This is a genomic window from Acinetobacter sp. MD2(2019), from assembly GCF_035615615.1.
Taxonomy (GTDB): domain Bacteria; phylum Pseudomonadota; class Gammaproteobacteria; order Pseudomonadales; family Moraxellaceae; genus Acinetobacter.
In genome coordinates, this window is record NZ_VTDU01000005.1 from 124,568 (window position 1) to 142,330 (window position 17,763).

The 17,763-nt window shown below is 40.2% G+C and carries 16 protein-coding genes; 10 read left to right on the forward strand and 6 right to left on the reverse strand.

Annotated elements, in window-relative coordinates; genetic code table 11:
* Nucleotides 1-74 precede the first annotated feature (74 nt).
* From I2F62_RS04625 to I2F62_RS04650, 6 genes are all read left to right on the forward strand, one after another.
* The gene (locus I2F62_RS04625; protein WP_324625848.1) at nucleotides 75-563 is read left to right on the forward strand and encodes a methylated-DNA--[protein]-cysteine S-methyltransferase; all 489 of its coding nucleotides are present in this window, start codon (nucleotides 75-77) and stop codon (nucleotides 561-563) included.
* 206 nt (nucleotides 564-769) lie between these two features.
* A complete protein-coding gene (locus I2F62_RS04630) occupies nucleotides 770-2,359 on the forward strand; it encodes a peptide chain release factor 3 (RefSeq protein WP_324625849.1) in 1,590 nt (529 codons plus the stop codon).
* 148 nt (nucleotides 2,360-2,507) lie between these two features.
* Nucleotides 2,508-3,323, forward strand: coding sequence for a hypothetical protein (locus tag I2F62_RS04635; protein ID WP_324625850.1), 816 nt, complete (start codon nucleotides 2,508-2,510; stop codon nucleotides 3,321-3,323).
* Nucleotides 3,324-3,406: 83 nt separating this feature from the next.
* Complete coding sequence (locus I2F62_RS04640; RefSeq protein WP_324625851.1) at nucleotides 3,407-4,297, forward strand: RsiV family protein; 891 nt, start codon at nucleotides 3,407-3,409, stop codon at nucleotides 4,295-4,297.
* A 6-nt stretch (nucleotides 4,298-4,303) separates the two neighbouring features.
* Nucleotides 4,304-5,137, forward strand: coding sequence for a TatD family hydrolase (locus I2F62_RS04645; RefSeq protein ID WP_324625852.1), 834 nt, complete (start codon nucleotides 4,304-4,306; stop codon nucleotides 5,135-5,137).
* 71 nt (nucleotides 5,138-5,208) lie between these two features.
* The gene (locus tag I2F62_RS04650; protein ID WP_324625853.1) at nucleotides 5,209-5,979 is read left to right on the forward strand and encodes a tRNA threonylcarbamoyladenosine dehydratase; all 771 of its coding nucleotides are present in this window, start codon (nucleotides 5,209-5,211) and stop codon (nucleotides 5,977-5,979) included.
* 233 nt (nucleotides 5,980-6,212) lie between these two features.
* On the opposite strand, the gene pnuC is transcribed toward I2F62_RS04650, so the two are convergent.
* Nucleotides 6,213-6,893 (reverse strand): nicotinamide riboside transporter PnuC, encoded by a 681-nt coding sequence (gene pnuC / locus I2F62_RS04655; protein WP_324625854.1) that lies wholly within the window; start codon nucleotides 6,891-6,893, stop codon nucleotides 6,213-6,215.
* Between the two features lie 94 nt (nucleotides 6,894-6,987).
* Nucleotides 6,988-8,016, reverse strand: coding sequence for a tRNA dihydrouridine(20/20a) synthase DusA (gene dusA / locus I2F62_RS04660; RefSeq protein WP_324625855.1), 1,029 nt, complete (start codon nucleotides 8,014-8,016; stop codon nucleotides 6,988-6,990).
* Nucleotides 8,017-8,633: 617 nt separating this feature from the next.
* Here dusA and I2F62_RS04665 point away from each other — a divergent pair.
* Nucleotides 8,634-12,104: an autotransporter domain-containing protein gene (locus I2F62_RS04665; protein WP_324625856.1), complete on the forward strand. Its 3,471-nt coding sequence runs from the start codon at nucleotides 8,634-8,636 to the stop codon at nucleotides 12,102-12,104.
* Nucleotides 12,105-12,344: 240 nt separating this feature from the next.
* Here the strand turns inward: I2F62_RS04665 and I2F62_RS04670 are convergent, their stop codons facing one another.
* Together I2F62_RS04670 and I2F62_RS04675 are read right to left on the reverse strand one after the other, a co-directional pair.
* A complete protein-coding gene (locus I2F62_RS04670) occupies nucleotides 12,345-13,613 on the reverse strand; it encodes a HAMP domain-containing sensor histidine kinase (protein ID WP_324625857.1) in 1,269 nt (422 codons plus the stop codon).
* Entirely contained in the window at nucleotides 13,604-14,278 is a 675-nt protein-coding gene (locus tag I2F62_RS04675) for a response regulator transcription factor (protein WP_324625875.1), read from the reverse strand. Before I2F62_RS04675 ends, I2F62_RS04670 begins: the two co-directional genes overlap by 10 nt.
* 165 nt (nucleotides 14,279-14,443) lie before the next feature.
* Between I2F62_RS04675 and I2F62_RS04680 the strand changes: the two genes are divergently transcribed.
* Nucleotides 14,444-14,851 (forward strand): NUDIX domain-containing protein, encoded by a 408-nt coding sequence (locus I2F62_RS04680; protein ID WP_324625876.1) that lies wholly within the window; start codon nucleotides 14,444-14,446, stop codon nucleotides 14,849-14,851.
* Nucleotides 14,852-14,901: 50 nt separating this feature from the next.
* On the opposite strand, the gene I2F62_RS04685 is transcribed toward I2F62_RS04680, so the two are convergent.
* Complete coding sequence (locus I2F62_RS04685; RefSeq protein WP_324625858.1) at nucleotides 14,902-15,669, reverse strand: hydroxymethylpyrimidine/phosphomethylpyrimidine kinase; 768 nt, start codon at nucleotides 15,667-15,669, stop codon at nucleotides 14,902-14,904.
* A gap of 218 nt (nucleotides 15,670-15,887) precedes the next feature.
* Here I2F62_RS04685 and lysM point away from each other — a divergent pair, with 218 nt between their 5' ends.
* Both lysM and I2F62_RS04695 read left to right on the forward strand, forming a co-directional pair.
* Nucleotides 15,888-16,352 (forward strand): peptidoglycan-binding protein LysM, encoded by a 465-nt coding sequence (lysM, locus tag I2F62_RS04690; RefSeq protein WP_324625859.1) that lies wholly within the window; start codon nucleotides 15,888-15,890, stop codon nucleotides 16,350-16,352.
* Nucleotides 16,353-16,532: 180 nt separating this feature from the next.
* Entirely contained in the window at nucleotides 16,533-17,192 is a 660-nt protein-coding gene (locus I2F62_RS04695; RefSeq protein WP_324625860.1) for an HAD-IA family hydrolase, read from the forward strand.
* A 61-nt stretch (nucleotides 17,193-17,253) separates the two neighbouring features.
* On the opposite strand, the gene I2F62_RS04700 is transcribed toward I2F62_RS04695, so the two are convergent.
* Nucleotides 17,254-17,763, reverse strand: a 510-nt coding sequence (locus I2F62_RS04700; RefSeq protein WP_324625861.1) for a benzoate/H(+) symporter BenE family transporter, incomplete at its 5' end; no start/stop codon positions are given.

Sequence of the window (17,763 nt, forward strand, 5' to 3'; positions counted from 1 at the left end):
AAAAAGGCGCCGATATTCAGCGCCTTTTTTATGCTGTATATATAAGTTAAGACGTCCGTTTGGTGTAAGTCAAAATGAAACTTTATTTTAAAACCATGCATACGCCGGTTGGTCGATTGTATTTGGTTGCAAGCGATTGCGCGCTGCATGCGGTATTGTGGCAACAAGAATATGAGCGTGTATTTAAATCTAGGGATTTAATTGCAAGCGAGCAACATTTCATTTTGCAAAAAGCCCAAGGTCAGTTAGAACAATATTTTTTGGGGCAGCGCCAAGTGTTTGATCTGCCCATTGAAATGTCAGGTACTGAATTTCAGAAAAAAGTTTGGCAAGCCTTACAAAGTATTGCATATGGGAAAACTGCAAGTTATTTAGAGATTGCCACGCTGATTGGTAACCCCAAAGCTGTGCGCGCGGTAGGTATGGCCAATAGTCGAAATTTGCTTTCTATTATTGTGCCATGCCATCGGGTCATTGGTGCAAATGGCAAAATGGTGGGTTATGCAGGTGGTTTAGACAATAAAATAACTTTGCTGGGTTTAGAGCGCAAAAACACTGAATAAGAGGTTCAAGTTTAAAAAACTTTTTTATGCATCCAAAACCGAAAAAGACGGCACTAATGTCTTACTCAACTTTGACTTCTACAGACGCATAGTCTTCATCCGACGAATCATATATAATTAGCGCAATTTTATGACACTCTTTCACACATTCAATCTGTACATCAAAATATTTGTACAAATGTGTGTCCCAATTGCAGATTAATCCCATGTTAAAAGACCAATTAGCCAAAGAAGTAAAGGCACGTAGAACCTTTGCAATTATTTCGCATCCCGATGCGGGTAAAACCACCATGACTGAAAAATTATTGTTATGGGGGAAAGCGATTCAAGTTGCAGGAATGGTGAAAAGCCGTAAATCTGACCGTGCAGCCACATCAGATTGGATGGAAATGGAAAAAGAACGTGGGATTTCAATTACCACCTCAGTTATGCAATTTCCGTTTAAATCGCACGTCATTAACTTACTCGATACGCCCGGACATGAAGATTTCTCGGAAGATACCTATCGTACTTTAACTGCCGTAGATTCTGCCTTAATGGTGATTGATGGCGCAAAGGGCGTTGAAGAGCGAACCATTAAATTGATGGACGTGTGTCGTATGCGTGATACGCCAATTGTTTCTTTCGTGAACAAAATGGACCGCGAAATTCGTGAACCATTAGAATTATTAGATGAAATTGAAAGTGTATTAAAAATTCGTTGTGTTCCAATTACTTGGCCGTTAGGAATGGGGCGTGACTTTGCAGGGGTTTATAACATTCTGCAAAATAAACTGTATGTTTATAAAGCCGGTTTTGGCTCAACCATTACCGATATCGAAATTCGTGATGGCTATGACCATGCCGATATTCGAGAAAAAGTGGGTGAGTTGGCATTTAAATCATTTGAAGAATCTCTAGAATTGGTACAAATGGCGAATGAACCGTTAGATCGTGAACAATTCTTAGCAGGTAAACAAACGCCTGTTTTATTTGGTACCGCCTTAGGTAACTTTGGGGTAGACCATGTCTTAGATGCCTTTGTGGAATGGGCACCTGAACCAAAAGCACATCCAACCCAAGAACGCAGCGTTGAAGCCACAGAAGAAGGTTTTTCTGGTTTTGTCTTTAAAATCCAAGCCAATATGGACCCGAAACATCGTGACCGGATTGCCTTTATGCGTATTTGCTCGGGTAAATACGAAAAAGGTTTAAAAATGAACCATGTGCGTATTGGTAAAGAGGTTCGTATTTCCGATGCGTTGACTTTTTTAGCGGGTGAACGTGAGCATTTAGAAGAAGCGTGGCCGGGCGATATTATTGGTTTGCACAATCACGGCACCATTCAAATTGGCGATACCTTCACCAGTGGTGAAAAACTACATTTTACTGGTATTCCACATTTTGCACCTGAAATGTTCCGCCGCGTTCGTTTAAAAGATCCGTTAAAGTCGAAACAACTGCAAAAAGGCTTAAAAGAGTTGTCTGAAGAAGGCGCAACGCAAGTGTTTATGCCACAAAACAGCAATGACCTAATTGTGGGCGCGGTGGGTGTACTTCAGTTTGACGTGGTTGCATATCGCTTAAAAGAAGAATACAAAGTCGATTGTATTTATGAACCAGTCAGCATTAACACGGTACGTTGGGTACATTGTGATGATGATAAAAAGTTTAATGAATTCAAAAAGAAAGCGCATGACCAATTATCGGTAGATGGTGGTGGTCATTTAACCTATTTAGCACCTAGCCGTGTGAACTTACAAATTATGCAAGAACGTTGGCCAGATATTCAATTTAGCAATACGCGCGAGCATTAAGTCTTCATTTAAAAACAGCTTCTTCGGGAGCTGTTTTTTTACTGTTGATGCATTGCCATAACGCGACTTGAATAAAAGTTAAATGGTTGCTTAGTATGCATCAATCATTCGGTTGATATAAGATAAAGATTTACAATGGATGGTTTAAATGGGGCAGTCTTTTAAAGTCGCGCTTTTGGTTGGGCTTGTTTTAATGCTTGGCGCATGCAAAAAAAAATCGGATGACGCAACATCAGCATCTGACCCGAAAGTATCAATCAGTGCGCATAATCCAGACATTTTGCCTTATTTAAATATCAAAACGCAGCCTGCGCAATATGCGTTACCTTTTTGCGAAAAGAAAAACTGTATTGATATCAATATTCAAACCGTGCAAACCCAAGATCCATGGTTGAATCAATGGGTTGAAAAAAGTCAAAGTCAGGTGATTCAGTCACAAATTGTCTTAAAACAAAATTTGAGTTTGCAACAGGCCATTAATGCCTATATTAAAGCCTCCGATGATTGGCAACAGCAATTCTCACAAAATCAGCCGTATCGTTTACAGATGCAAAGTCGCATTGCTGCTCAGCGCAATCAGTATGTGTTGTTGCAGTTAGAAGTGAACAGTAAACAAGCCGATATTGAGGTGAAAGATCGTCAATATTTCTTTGTTGCCGACCGCAAACAACAAAAAAATCTAAGTATTTTAGATGTGATTGAACCAATGCAGCAGCCGCAAGTTGATGCTTGGGTGCAAAAGGCATATCAGACGTGGTTACAGCAGCAGCCTGAAAATGCACAACAACTGGCGCCGAAAAAACTGTATTGGGGACAAGCCGAATGGTTTTTTGATGGTGAAGGGGTTGGGCTACATTTTAGAGCCAATGAGATTGTTAAAAATAGCAAACAACTAGACATCTTTTTAAGCAAACAGCAGACGCAGCAAGCATTAAAAGCCACTGTTTTTCAACGCATGTTCTAATCATTTACAGATTGACAGTGTTCGTGTAGCGAAGAACAGGTTAAGGTGTGACGATAGGATTTAAAGAAAAGAGCGGTTTTTAGATGAATTCAAACACGAAAATAACCACCACGGTTGTCATGAGCTTGGGTTTAATGCTCAGTGCTTGCCAAAAACAACAAGATCACACCGCATCCGCTGCATCTGAAACCACAGCATCGGCACCCGCGGCTGTAAGTAAGCCGACCTTTTCGGCAGATGTTCAACCTGTCGGACTGAGCTTGCCGAAGTGTCAAGGCAATGCTTGCTCTGAATTTAAAGTACAACAATTAAAAAGTAATGTGCCTTTTATTGATGAACAGGTCAATAAAGCCATTTTAGATAATTTAAAAGAGATTTTAGACGTTTCCGATTTATCTGCCTCTGAGCTGAGCGCATCACAATCACAAGTGAATCTGCAAAATCAGGATGAATTTACGCGCGCTGTGGCTGCCTATGCTGCTGATTTTGTCAGTTTAGATCAGCAACTCAAAAAAATCGGAACAAGCGCACAGCTAAGCTTGAATATAGAGCCGAAAGTAATGCCAAGCCCTGAAGGATTGGTCACCATTCAGCTCAATACAGATAATTTTATGGGCGGCGCGCATGGTGCGGCGTCACAACAATATTTGGTTTTTGATTTAGACCAGAAAAAACAATTAAAACTGGATGATGTTTTGCTTAAACAACAACATGCGGCTTTAGAAAAATTGGCGTATGCGCAATTTAAACAGTGGGTGATGGAACAAAAATTGGCAGATAACGTAAAAAGCTATGAGCAAGCATGGCCATTCAAACTCAGTGACAATTTCTACTTCGACGATAAAGGTTTAAATTTACAGTACGGCGAATATGAGATTGGGCCATACGTGGTGGGCATGCCAAGCTTTCATTTAAGCTATGCGCAGTTAAATGGCATTGTAAAACCACAATATTTAGCCAAAACAGCATCTTAAACCGCTATGCAAGCAGAACCATCATTATGTTTATTTGATACGCATACCCATTTTGACGTTCCCGAGTTTGATGTAGATCGGGAACGGCTTGCTGTTGTCGCCAAAAAATCGGGCGTGGATGCTTTAATCTTGATTGGTTTTTTAGCTTCGCGCTTTGGCGATTTAGTTCGCACGCATCACACGTTACAACAACTTGAAAATGCACCTAAAAGCTATTTAGCACCGGGATTACATCCATTTTATATTGAACAGCACTTAGCTGATCATGTACATGATTTGGAGCAACTGCTTAAAGTAGAACATTGTGTGGCGATTGGCGAAATCGGCCTAGATACTTTTTTAAAGCAGCATAAACAGCCGCAAATGTATCAAAAACAACGTGAATATTTTGCCGTGCAATTAGAGTTAGCAAAAAATTATCAAAAACCAGTGCTATTACATATTCGTAAAGCCCATGCCGATGTATTACAGCAACTCAAACAGCATAAATTTAAATTCGGTGGCATTGCACATGCCTTTAGTGGGGGCGTTGAAGAAGCCAAAGCACTAATTAAAATGGGATTTAAAATTGGTGTGACAGGGCAAATTACCAATCCGCAAGCGAAAAAGCTGCATCAGGTGGTACAGGTCATTGGCGCGGAACATTTGGTGATTGAAACCGATTGCCCCGATATGACACCGCTATGTTGCCAAGATTCAACCGAATCACGCACCCGAAATACGCCAGTGAATTTAATTTATGTCTTACAAGGATTAGCCCAAAGCTTAAATCTTGCACCCGAACAACTAGCGCCTGTGCTGTGGCACAATTCATTAACGGCTTTGCATTTATCCAAGTGAAATAACTGCAACATTTGCTCGTGAAAAATAAGTAAAATAGCCCTTCGAAACAAGATGAGAACACTGCGTGTATGTCTGAGCTAGCACAATCTGATGAATATGATCGCCGTTTTGCCGGTGCTGCGAAAATTTATGGTGATGATGCGTTTGCACACTATGCAAATAGCCATGTGATGGTGATTGGGATTGGCGGTGTGGGCAGTTGGGCAGTCGAAGCATTGGCACGAACAGGAGTGGGCAAGCTAACCTTAATTGATATGGATGTCTTGGCGGCATCCAATGTTAATCGTCAATTACCTGCATTAACCAGCACGCTTGGGCGTGAAAAAATTGAGGTCATGGCTGCGCGTTGTCGTGAAATTAACCCGCGTATTCAACTCAATTTAGTCGATGATTATTTAACCGCAGATAATTTAGCCGAGATAATGGCGGCAAAACCCGATATCGTGTTGGACTGCATTGATGACGTCAAAGCCAAACTCGCGCTGATGCTGTATTGTCGCTTTCAAAAAATTCCATTAATTGTGTCGGGCGGTGCAGGCGGAAAACTTGATCCGCTGAACATTCGTGTGGCTGATTTATCCAAAACGGAACAAGACCCGATGCTGGCTAAATTACGCAGTCAATTGCGCGCCAAAGGTATTTGCAAAAAGCCCAAAGAAAAATTTGGAATTACTTGTGTCTATTCCATTGATAATCCCTTTTCAAGTGGCAATGTCTGTGCAACGGCAGGCTTACGTTGTGGCGGCTATGGTTCTGCGGTGGTGGTGACTTCAACTTTTGCTATGGTTGCAGTGGCCGAAGTGTTGAAAAAATTAGATGCGAAAGTAAAGTCTGTGTGAATCTAAAATAGCTTTAACCACCGTGCAGTCGATTTACGCTTCAAATCATCATTTACATTCGAACCGCTTATGGTTTTAGCATTAAAGTTGACAGGGCTGATGATCTTCAGTTTGATGTGCAGCCCGAGTTTTGCCAAGCCATCAGATGGCTGTATGATGATGACCGTTGTCATAGATTGAGCCTGAGATGAACTTGGCGACCAAGAGCCGGATGATCAATCATCCACCCAAATTCAAGATGATGATGTTTGTTGCGTTAAAGAAACTTGCTTCTGCCAATGGTATGCGCCATAAAGCGAATTAAATAACGAGGCGCAGGTCATCATCAACATGGCGTAATTACCTGCCACAGCCCAAATAATAATGCCTAAAATATTCGAGCTAATCCATAAATACCATTGTTCTGAATAACGCAGCGTCATTAAAATTTGCGCCACAATACAAATGACCACGGTAAATGAATCTAGGCGAACTTGCTGTGCATTTAAATGGGCTAAAATTTCGGCGTAGCCAAATGAGCAGCTTAGTACAACCGCCAGCATCAGCATCCAGCCTTTGGCCGTCAGTTTTTTTACTTGAATGTCCGATGAAATATCGGTCTGTTTATTGCGGTTTTTAATCCAAAAATATAAACCAATAAACTGCATGGGAAAGTAAAACAACCCACTGAGCATAGCTTCGCCATAAATGTGATTATTAAACGAAATATAAGCATATAAACTGGTGGCGACCATGCCGAAAAAGAAATTTTCCATGCGTCCTTTGGCCACCAACACCACGCAGAGCATATTGGCCAGTGCACAAATTAAATCAATTGCGGTTTGTTGCCACCAAAAAAATAGGATGAATTGAATGCTTGAAAACGCAGTCAGCCAGACTTTTTCAAATAGCGTCCATCCTTGTAAAAGCTTCATTTAAATATTCCCAGCGCAGTGCATCAAAATTGCGCTAGATGATGCGTGGGAATGCTTTAAAATTCAATCTTCAAGGCTGTTTTAATTGTACTTTTTAAGAAATTTCAGTGTTTTGATGCGTGGCGAGATAATTTTCAGTGCGAACGATAGCATCTTGCATCTGTTGAATCGCGGCTTTGACATCATCTAATGATTTAGCATTGCCACCACTTAACGCTTGGCGCCATTTACGTGCGCCCGGTAAATTTTGGAATAATCCTAAAATATGTCGGGTGATAATCGAAAGCGGCGCACCTTCGGCAAGGCGTTGCTCAATATAGGGCAACATTTGCTGCATAATATCGAACCGATTCGGCAAGTCCAATTGCCACAGTTGCCCTAATTCTGCCAGAAGGTAAGGATTATGATAGGCTTCGCGGCCAATCATCACCCCATCAACGTGTTGTAAATGTGCTTGTGTTTCTGCCAGTGTTTTAATTCCGCCATTAATTTCAATAAATAAATGTGGACGATCCTGTTTTAAGCGATAAACATCGGCATAACGTAATGGCGGCACTTCACGATTTTCTTTCGGTGACAAGCCTTTTAATATAGCAATACGGGCATGTACCACAAAATGAGTACATCCTGTTTTGGCAACAGTATCGACAAAATTGAGCATTTCTTCATAAGATTGCATATTGTCAATGCCAATACGGTGTTTGACATGCACAGGAATTTGCACAGCCTGTTGCATGGCGGCAATACATTCAGCCACCAGTTCAGGCTCGGCCATCAGGCACGCACCGATTTTATTATTTTGTACGCGGTCGCTTGGACAACCCACATTTAAATTAATTTCGTTATAGCCCCAATCTTGGGCCATTTTGCTGCACAGTGCCAGTTCTTGCGGATTTGAGCCACCCAACTGCAACACAATAGGCTGTTCTTGTGTATTGAAGTTTAAATGGCGCTCGGCATCGCCATGAATGATTGCACCTGTGGTGACCATTTCGGTATAGAGCACAACATTGGGATTAAACAAACGCGCAAAATAACGGTAATCTTTTGTGGTCCAATCCATCATCGGAGCAACACTGATGCGTGGTGAGTGAGTGTTGTTAAGGGTTTCTGATTGAATCATTTAAAATCATCCAGTTAATTTGGTTTTGATACTAAATTATTTACAGCTTTTTCCGCTTAATTTGCACCATTTCAATGTTGATTTACGCCTTGGCTTACGCTTAAAAGTAAACTTTTATCGGGTAAAATTTTGCGCGTACTATAGCACAAGCGAAACATAAGAGTAGAGCAATTGCTTATGCTACAGATGTTGAAATCTGTTGTGAGAGGTTTGACAGTTTCAAATTCATATTTCTAATTCATTATCAAATGCTTTGATTAAATCAGATTTTTGAATTTTATCTTTTTTTAGCAAAAGCCTGGTTTGTACCTAAGATATTTACTTGTTTGAATTCTGTACTTTTGCCGTACAAGAAGACGTTTGTCATTAATTCATCCCAAATGATGAGATAGGTTCAAAAAAAGCCGAAACAGAGTCAAATTTGTGTCAATAGCATATCTTATTTTTAATAGAGAACTGGTTCATATCTTGAATAATACAATTAAAATTACATTTTGAAATATTTGGTTAAATATTAACCATATGAAAAATAAAATTTAATTAATAAATATCACATAATTGTTGATAAAGTGTAAAAAATAATTAATTTAATAAAAAAAGGATAGGTTTATCACACTATGAATAAAATTTACAAAACCGTACTAAATAAAAACACAGGTGAAATTGTTGCAGTTTCAGAAAAAGAAACCAGCAATAGTAGAAGTCAGTGTGGAACTAATCCTAAAAATAGTGAAATTGAAATACATGGCTTAGATTTACAGTCTGACGATTTACCTAAACTGAGTACAAAAAAAAGAGCCTTAGTTCTTGTTGTGGGGCTAAGTCTTGCAAGCTTTTATAGCTCGAATGCGTTTGCCGCAACTACTTATGATGGCACGGCTACGTTAACCGATAGCACGTTAGTAGGCGGCAATTTTTCTCAAATTATTAATAACCCAGCAGGCAAGGGCGTATATGATGCAACAGAGTCAGATGCTGATGTCACTGTCAATTATGCAACAGGAGATACGCCAGACTTTGTATTGGCAGGTTATAGCTCTGTGAATGCCGACAATACTGCTGAAGCAAAAAAATCACTAAATAATACCGTCACCCTACAACAGGGCAAGATTAATGGGAATGTTTATGCTGGGCTTGTTGAAGGAACGGTTATTGCTGGAGATAGGGAGTCTACTTCGAACCTAGATGAGTTCGACCCACTACTTAGTTCGCAAATAAGCAATAAACAACTTGATGCCAATAACAATATCATCAATGTATTAGGTCAAAATGAAATTGACGTCATTGGAAATTTCTATGCTGGATATACAGGCATCAATATTCAATATGGAGAAATTACCGCCAATCCATCTCCCTCATCAGAAGTCGATGCTTATGCTTTATCTATGGTTGATGTCACAAACAATGCATTAAATGCAAACAGTAACCAAATTAATATTTCCGGACAAAAGAAGGCCTTCAATAACTTGGCTGCAGGGTATACTGGCATTAATATTCAATATGGAAACTTTATCGCCAGTGGCACATCAAATAACAGAACCAATAGCGCTGTAACAGCTTCAGCCAACGCCTCCAACAGTGCGTTAAATGCAAATCTCAACCTAATAAAGATCTCAGGACAAAATAATACCTTCAATAACTTGACTGCAGGATATGCTGGCATCCATATTCAATATGGAGATTTGACTAGTTCTGGCATCACCACCGACAGTGTCTACACCGTCGCAGGTGGCCAAGCAAGCAGCTCCAATGGACTATTAGACAGTCCTTTAAATGCAAATTTAAATCAGATTAATACCTCAGGACAAAATAATAGCTTCAATAATTTATCTGTTGGATATGTTGGCTTTAATCTTCAACACGGAGACTTGAGCGTCTACGTCAGTTCCAAACAAGCCGAATTCGCCGGAGCAGGCATCGTCGACTATGCCTCCAACAATACTTTAAATGCAAACAGCAACCTAATTAATATCGCTGGTGAAAATAACAGCTTCAATAACCTCTCTACTGGATATGCGGGCATCAATATTCAATATGGAGATACAACTGTAAATAGCATGTACAAAAAAAATCCTGCCATTATAGTCTTCGCTAAAGCTTCCAAGAATGCTTTAAATGTAAATAGCAACCAAATTAATATATCAGGAGAAAATAATACCTTCAATAACCTATCTGCTGGATATGCAGGCGTGAATATTCAGTTTGGAGATGTGATCTCTGCCAACACCGATGCCACTACAACTGCCAATGCCAATGCCAACGCCAACGCCTATGCCAACGCCTCCGGCAATACTTTAAATACAAATAGCAACCAAATTAATATCATTGGCGAAAATAATACATTCAATAACCTTTCTGCTGGATATGCGGGCATCAATCTTCAATACGGCAATATCACAGGAGGAACAAAGATTATCAATAGCGTTACCACCTATGATGGTTCAACACTTGATGTAGATTTATCCAGTACCACACTGTCGGCAAGTGAAAATATAATTAGTTTAACTGGTAGCTCAACCGTGAATGGCAGTGTCAATACCGGCTATATTGATTTTAATATTGACCATGGAGAAGTGAAAAAAGCCGATGGTTCAGATGGAACAATAACCGTTACGACAACAGGTACAAAAGCTACAGCCACCAACAATACCATTAGTATTGATGGTGAACATAAATTTACTAATCCAGATGCAACTATTTATGGTGGTTACTTAGCCTATAACACAGCCAAAGGTTATAAACCTGAAAGCTATGACGTGTTTACGGGTAACACTTTAAACTATGCCAATAAAACTCCAATTTCAATTGGTTCTGTGGCCAACTTCCAAACCTATAAATTTGTTTTAACCCCAGAACAAGCCAATAGCAGTACTCCATTAATTTCGGCGAAAAGTATTAGTTTAGGTGCGAATGAAACCAACATTAGCGATGGCTCAACCACAGCATCTGATGTTTATGTGACTGGTATTCATTCGGGCAAACTGGTTCCGACCAACAGTAAATTTATCTTAATGCAAGGCGATGACTTTACAGGTGCAGGCACTGGTCATATCTCTAGTGGGGTAGCCCAGCAAGGGATTTCATTACTGTATGATGTGGAAACCAAAGTAGACACAGACAATAAACAAGTCATTGCCATCATTAAGGCTGGACACGGTGTAAACTCGCAAGTTAAATCATTACTGGAAGGAAATTTATCTGGCTTAATGCTATTAGATCGTGGTACGGATAACCTATCGGATAGTATCCTTGCTGCCATTAATGACCAAAATAATAAACGTGGTTTAGTTCCATTCATTATTGTATCTGGCAACCATACCAATTATGACTCTGGTTCAAGCATCAAATCGAATGGTGCCTTCTTAACTGCGGGTCTAAGCGTACAAGGTGATCAATCAACCGTTGGTTTATTCAGTGAAAATGGTTGGGATAGCTATAAAACCCATAATGACTTTAGTGATGCCGCTGAAGTGAATGGTAAAGGTCATAACCGCTTTCATGGCGTAGGCATATACGGACACTATGACTTCAAGAATAACTGGTATGCCGATGGAACCATCCGCGGAGGACGCTTATTAACCACGTTTAGTACCGATGATCTACGCAATGCAGTGACTCAAGAAAAAGCCAGTTACGATATCAGCAGCAGCTACTATGGGGTCAATCTGAAAGGGGGTTATATCTTCGATTGGAATGCGAAAAACAAAGTCGACCTCAGTGCCAAATACGCATGGGTTGGAACCTCAGCGCAAGATCTTGTTGTTGCAGGCGATAACATTCATTTTGATAAAATGAACTCACATCGTGTGACGCTCAATGCAGAGAACAGCTATCAAACCACCCCTGAAATGAGTGTTTTAACCGGTCTAGGGGTTGAATATGAATTTGATGCTAAAGCCACAGGAACCACATATGAAACGTTTAACATTCCATCTCCAAGTCTAAAAGGTGCCACTGGTTTAGTGAGTTTAGGCTTACATTACCAACCGACTTCGAACAAACGTTTAAGCTTGGATGTAAAAGGCAATGGCTACTTTGGCAAACGTGATGGTGGAAGTGGTTTGGTCAGAGTAAATTACCAGTTCTAATCTGAGTTTAGGTATATTATTTGGTCGTATTTAATTAAGAGCAGCACCTGAGTTTTGATGTTTTGTCCTAGTAGAAACATGAAAACAAAGGTGCTTTTTTATGCATTGTATTTCTCATATATTTTTAGCTTAGCTGATTTTTACAACAGCCAACTACCCACAATGACGTCATTTCACATTCAATCCACTGCGTTTTAGTTTTTTATCTTAGCGCAGCGTACTCAATCTTATTTATCCATTTTATTTTGTACGAATAATGAATGAAGTTCCTTGAGTAGAATAAGACTTAAACTCAATCTGCCAATTTAAATATTGGCAAATGCGTTGTACTAAAGACAAACCTAAACCGAGATGATGGCTCGACTGGTAAGAACCCGTAAAGGCTTCAAACATTTGAGGTTGTAAATCTTCAGAAATGCCTACGCCATTGTCATAGACACAAAAGCCATCTACCCTAAGCGAGAGAGTCACACTGCTGCCATGGCCTGCATATTCAATTGCATTGCGAACTAAATTCGACATCACGGTATAACAAAGATTGGCTGGATAGTCTTGGTCGGTATATTCGGCATCGTCAAGAAGCAGTGAAATTTGATAGTTTTTTGCAAAAGATAAATTTTCAGCAATCACTTGCGCTGCAATAGCGGATAAGGCTTTGTGTTCAGAAGTCGATGCGGTAATCGGATTTTGTCTGGCAAGCGCTAAATAAACTTGTAGCTGCTGTAATATCCGCTGTGCCGATTGTTGTATGCCTGCAACGCGTTGTTGTGATTTGATCGGCCAGTCCTTCGCCGTCGCTAATAGTAATTCACAACTGCTTAAAATCACCATCAGTGGCGTGCGCAGTTCGTGGCTAATGTCTGCCGTAAATAATCGTTCCCGTTGTAATGCTTGGTTAAGTTGGTCGTAAACTTCATCGAAGGCTTGGGCTAATTGACCAATCTCATTTTTGGGATAATTGATTGCCAGTTGGTTTTGGTATTCTGGTTGTAAATCTTGTCGAATGCGTTTTTCTAATTCTTCAATGGGGCGGATAGCATAACGCGTGGTTATGTAAATTAAAATAAAGCTTAACCCTAAACTTGCTGAAATAATCATCACGCACAATAAAAAGGGCGAAATTCGTTCTTCTTCAAAGTTGGTGTAGTCCCTAAGTAAGATGTAGCGCTGATCTGGATAATCGACCACCATCACATGCCAAATTAAGTGATCTCGGGCAATTTTGTGAAATCCTGTGGGTAAATGACGAATCCAGTCTGGAAAAGTGTGAGAGAATTTTTCTGCATGAAAGAACCGATTGGCCCGACCAACATCTTCACCTTTTAAATATTGGTGCCGAATACGATCAATTGCCAAACTCATATCAATACTTTGTAATTGCTTTTCTCCGCGTTTGGACAACACAATAAACGCGGTACTAATAATGGCACTGAACAATAGGGTGACCAAAAAGAACCGCATAATCATTTGGGTTTTTAAGTGGTCAGATCGCACAAGGTTTAATTGCACAGCTTATAGCCTACGCCGTGAATGGTTTGTAATAATCCGGTCGCATGTGGAAATGGTTTATCGATAATTTGTCGAATTTGATGAATATGTGTGCGTAAGCTGTCACTTGAAGGTGGTGAATCTTGCCATAAATGTTCTTCAAGTTTACTTCGACTCACCACGTTGGGACTGGCAAGCATTAAGGTTTCAAGCAACATTAATGGAATGGGCGCGAGTTTTAACTTTTTGCCTTGTCGGGTGAGTTCGTAGGTTTGGCGGTTCAGTTGTAAATCTGCAACGGTTAAAATATGCTGACCGGCTAAATTATAACAACGATTCCACAACGCTAAAATTCGCGCATGTAATTCTGCAAGCGCAAAAGGTTTAATCAGATAATCATCTGCCCCCATAGAAAAACCTTGCAGTTTATCGTGCAGTTGGTCGCGCGCGGTAATCATAATGATGGGCTGGCGCGGTGACACGCGTTTAATTTGTTGGCAAATCTGAAATCCATTGAGGCGGGGCAGGTTAATATCCATCACAATTAAGTCATAGCTTTGTTTTTCCGCCAAAGTTTGCCCCTGAATGCCATCGGTTGCAATATCTATGATATAGCCTTGTAGCTCTAAATATTCTGCAATATTTTTTAAAATATCTAAATCATCTTCAATAATAAGAATCTTCATTTTGTATTTAATATAGCCAATATAACGCTTCATCATAGCTTAAGCTTGAAATAACGCCTACTGCAAATGCAGACATTTTATAAGCATTTCAGATGTATTGGAATTGGGGGGTAATTTTTATATCATGCTTGAAATGGTGTTAAATATTCGTTGTATAAATTGATGATGAAGCTGATTACGGTTGCTGCGGCAATTATTTTAAACGACCACGGTGAAATGTTGTTGGTGCGTAAAAAAGGCACCGACTATTTTATGCAAGTTGGTGGCAAGCTTGAAGAAAATGAACAACCGCAAGAGGCTTTGCTCAGAGAAATACAAGAAGAAATTGGCGTGAGTGCTGAAATTATTCAAGATTTTGGTTTAATCAAAACACAAGCGGCCAATGAAGCGGGTCATCAGCTACATGCGTATGTATTTCATGTCCAACTACACGATACGCCCGTGGCATTGGCTGAACTTGCCGAACTACGTTGGATTCACCCCACGCAAGCCCAACAACTTTTGCTTGCGCCATTAACAGAGCAGTTTGTGCTTCCGGTCATTGCGCGCCTAAACCCAGCAATTATGGTTTAGTTTTTATCTGAATCACACTTTTGCTCTATTGCTGCAACTTACAGCGGCGTTCAAAATCTTTTTGGAATTTTCTGTCCACCAACGACAGGCGATTCTGCATTTTTTAATGTGGCAAAAAGCCACGTTTCAGCATGATTGACCGCTTGTTGAATGTTATCACCGAGGGCTAAACGTCCTGCAATATAACTGGCCAATGAACAACCTGAACCGTGATATTCACCATCTAAACGCGCACAGGTCGTTTCTGAAATCAGCTCGCCATTAATATATAACGCATTACGAATATAATCTGCGGTTGCTTCATGCCCACCTTTCACCAAAACCGCGTGCGCGCCCATGCTCAATAATTTTTGTGTGGCGAGTTCTAAATCGTCCAGTCCAGTTAAGGCACGTAGTTCTATGGTGTTCGGGGTAATAATGGTTGCAAGTGGAATGAGTTGTTGAAACGCGTGTACTAAAGTTGCCTGATCTCCTAAAGATCCACCACTATTGGCAACCAATACCGGATCGAGTACATATTGATATTCAGGATGCGATTTTAAAAAATCGGCTAAGGCTTGAATATTTTCGGTGGTACCCAACATGCCCGATTTAACACATTGAATGGGTAAGTCATTGACCACCGCATTGGCTTGAGCCAAAAGCAATTGACTTGATGTTGCTTCAAAGCCAAAGACCTGTTGCGAATTTTGAATGGTTAATGCAGTGCAGGCAATTGCCGCATGTGCGCCACTTTGACCAATCGCTTCAATATCAGCTTGTAAGCCTGCACCGCCAGATGGGTCTAAGCCAGAAAAACACAACACGGTTGGGCGCATGAAAAAAACTCGTTCTGATATTCAATGTAACTTGAGTATAACTAAAATTTATTTAAATTTAGAGTCAGTGTTTTATGATGATGTTTACTTTTTTAAAATAACCGACTTACACAGTGTTACTCGATTTGGGTCTAACTGACACAAAGCAAAATATTTTATAAATTATACTGAAAGCTCAAAACTATTGCTTGATTAAAAATAAAGAACAGGAGAATACAATGGGCTTTTTTGACTTTATTAAAGGTGTTGGTAAGAAAAATGAAGCGCCTGTAGAGCAGCCAACCACCGCAGCCGAACCAACCGCACAACAAATTGCAAATCAATTACTTGCGCACATTCAAAGTTTAGGTTTACCCGTTGCAGGTTTGTCTGTGAATTACAATAGCAGCACCGATTTAGCAACCATTCAAGGTCAAGTGAAAAGTCAGGCCGACAAAGAAAAAATTATTCTTGCCGTGGGTAATATTGACCATGTTGCACAGGTGGATGATCAAATGACGGTTGAAGAACCGGCACCTGAAAGTAAATTTTATACCGTTAAGTCGGGCGATAATTTATCTAAGGTGGCGAAAGAATTTTATGGCGATGCCAACCAGTATCCGAAAATTTTTGAAGCCAATAAGCCAATGCTTAAATCGGCAGATGCAATTTACCCAGGACAAGTACTGCGTATTCCTGCATAAGTCTATCCGTCGTTAAGTTAATTCAAAAAGCCACCTTAAAGATTCTTTAGCGTGGCTTTTTTATATTTATCGACTTTCACACGGCATTATTATTGGTTTTTCAAATACGTAAATGACTGGAAAAAACTTCAAACAATGCGTATAAAGAGCAACGAATTAACTTGGTAGAGTAAGGTTAGCGTGGTAAATATTCAGCATCTGTTATTAGATTTAGACGGGACCTTAACCGATCCAAAACAAGGCATTCATGGTTCAATTCGTTATGCTTTAGCCAAAATGAATCAGCCGTTAAGTGACGATGTCGACTTAAACTGGACGATTGGCCCGCCACTAAAACCATCTTTAGCAACCTTACTGAACACCCATGACGATGCACGCGCAGAGCAAGCATTACAATATTATCGAGAACGCTTTGCCGATATTGGCTTGTATGAAAACCAAGTCTATGATGGTGTTGCTGAAACATTAGTTAAATTACAACAACGCGGTTATAAACTGTATTTGGCAACCGCTAAGCCTCAAGTCTATGCAAGAAAAATTTTACAGCACTTTGATTTATTAAAATATTTTACCCAAGCTTATGGCAGTGAATTAACTGGTGAACGAACCGATAAAGGCGATTTAATTCATTACATTTTGCAGCAAGAACAATTAAATGCTGAAACTTGCATGATGGTGGGCGACCGTAAATACGATATTTTAGGCGCGCGCCGGAATCAGATGCAAAGTATTGCCGTGAATTATGGTTATGGTACTGAAGAGGAATTGGCGGAGGCAGAGGTGCAGCACTGTATTTCACATTTTTCCGAGTTGTTAAATCTTTTGCCGCAGTCTGCCTGAGTTTATTAAGTTTTAAGGCGTTGAATAGCATACTAAAAAGTATGCTGTTCAATTTAAATGATTATTTTTGCATGGGTTTAAAGTTTAGAATCAGTGCAACAATAATGCCTAAAACCAATCCCCAGAAGGCTGAACCAATACCAAATAACTGAATACCTGATGCACTCATTAAAAAGGTGAGCAATGCCGGTTCGCGGTCGGCAGGCTGTTGAAAAGCAATGGCAATGTTGTGGCTAATAGTGCCAAATAAGGCAATCCCTGCAAGAGTGATAATAAATGCAGACGGAAACGCCAATAAAAGTTGGGTTAACGTGGTGGCAAAAAGCCCCATTAAAATATAAAACAAACCACAACTTATACCTGCAATATAGCGGCGTTTCGGATCGGGATGAACTTGATCATCTAGGCTGACCGCCGCAGAAATTGCCGCTAAACATACCGAAAATGCGCCAAAAGGGGCAAGTAGCGTTTGCGACACGCCAATCCACCCGACTAAGCTGTTGGTATGTGGTTGATAACCATAGCTTTTGATCATGCCAATACCGGGTAAAAACTGCGATGACATATTAAT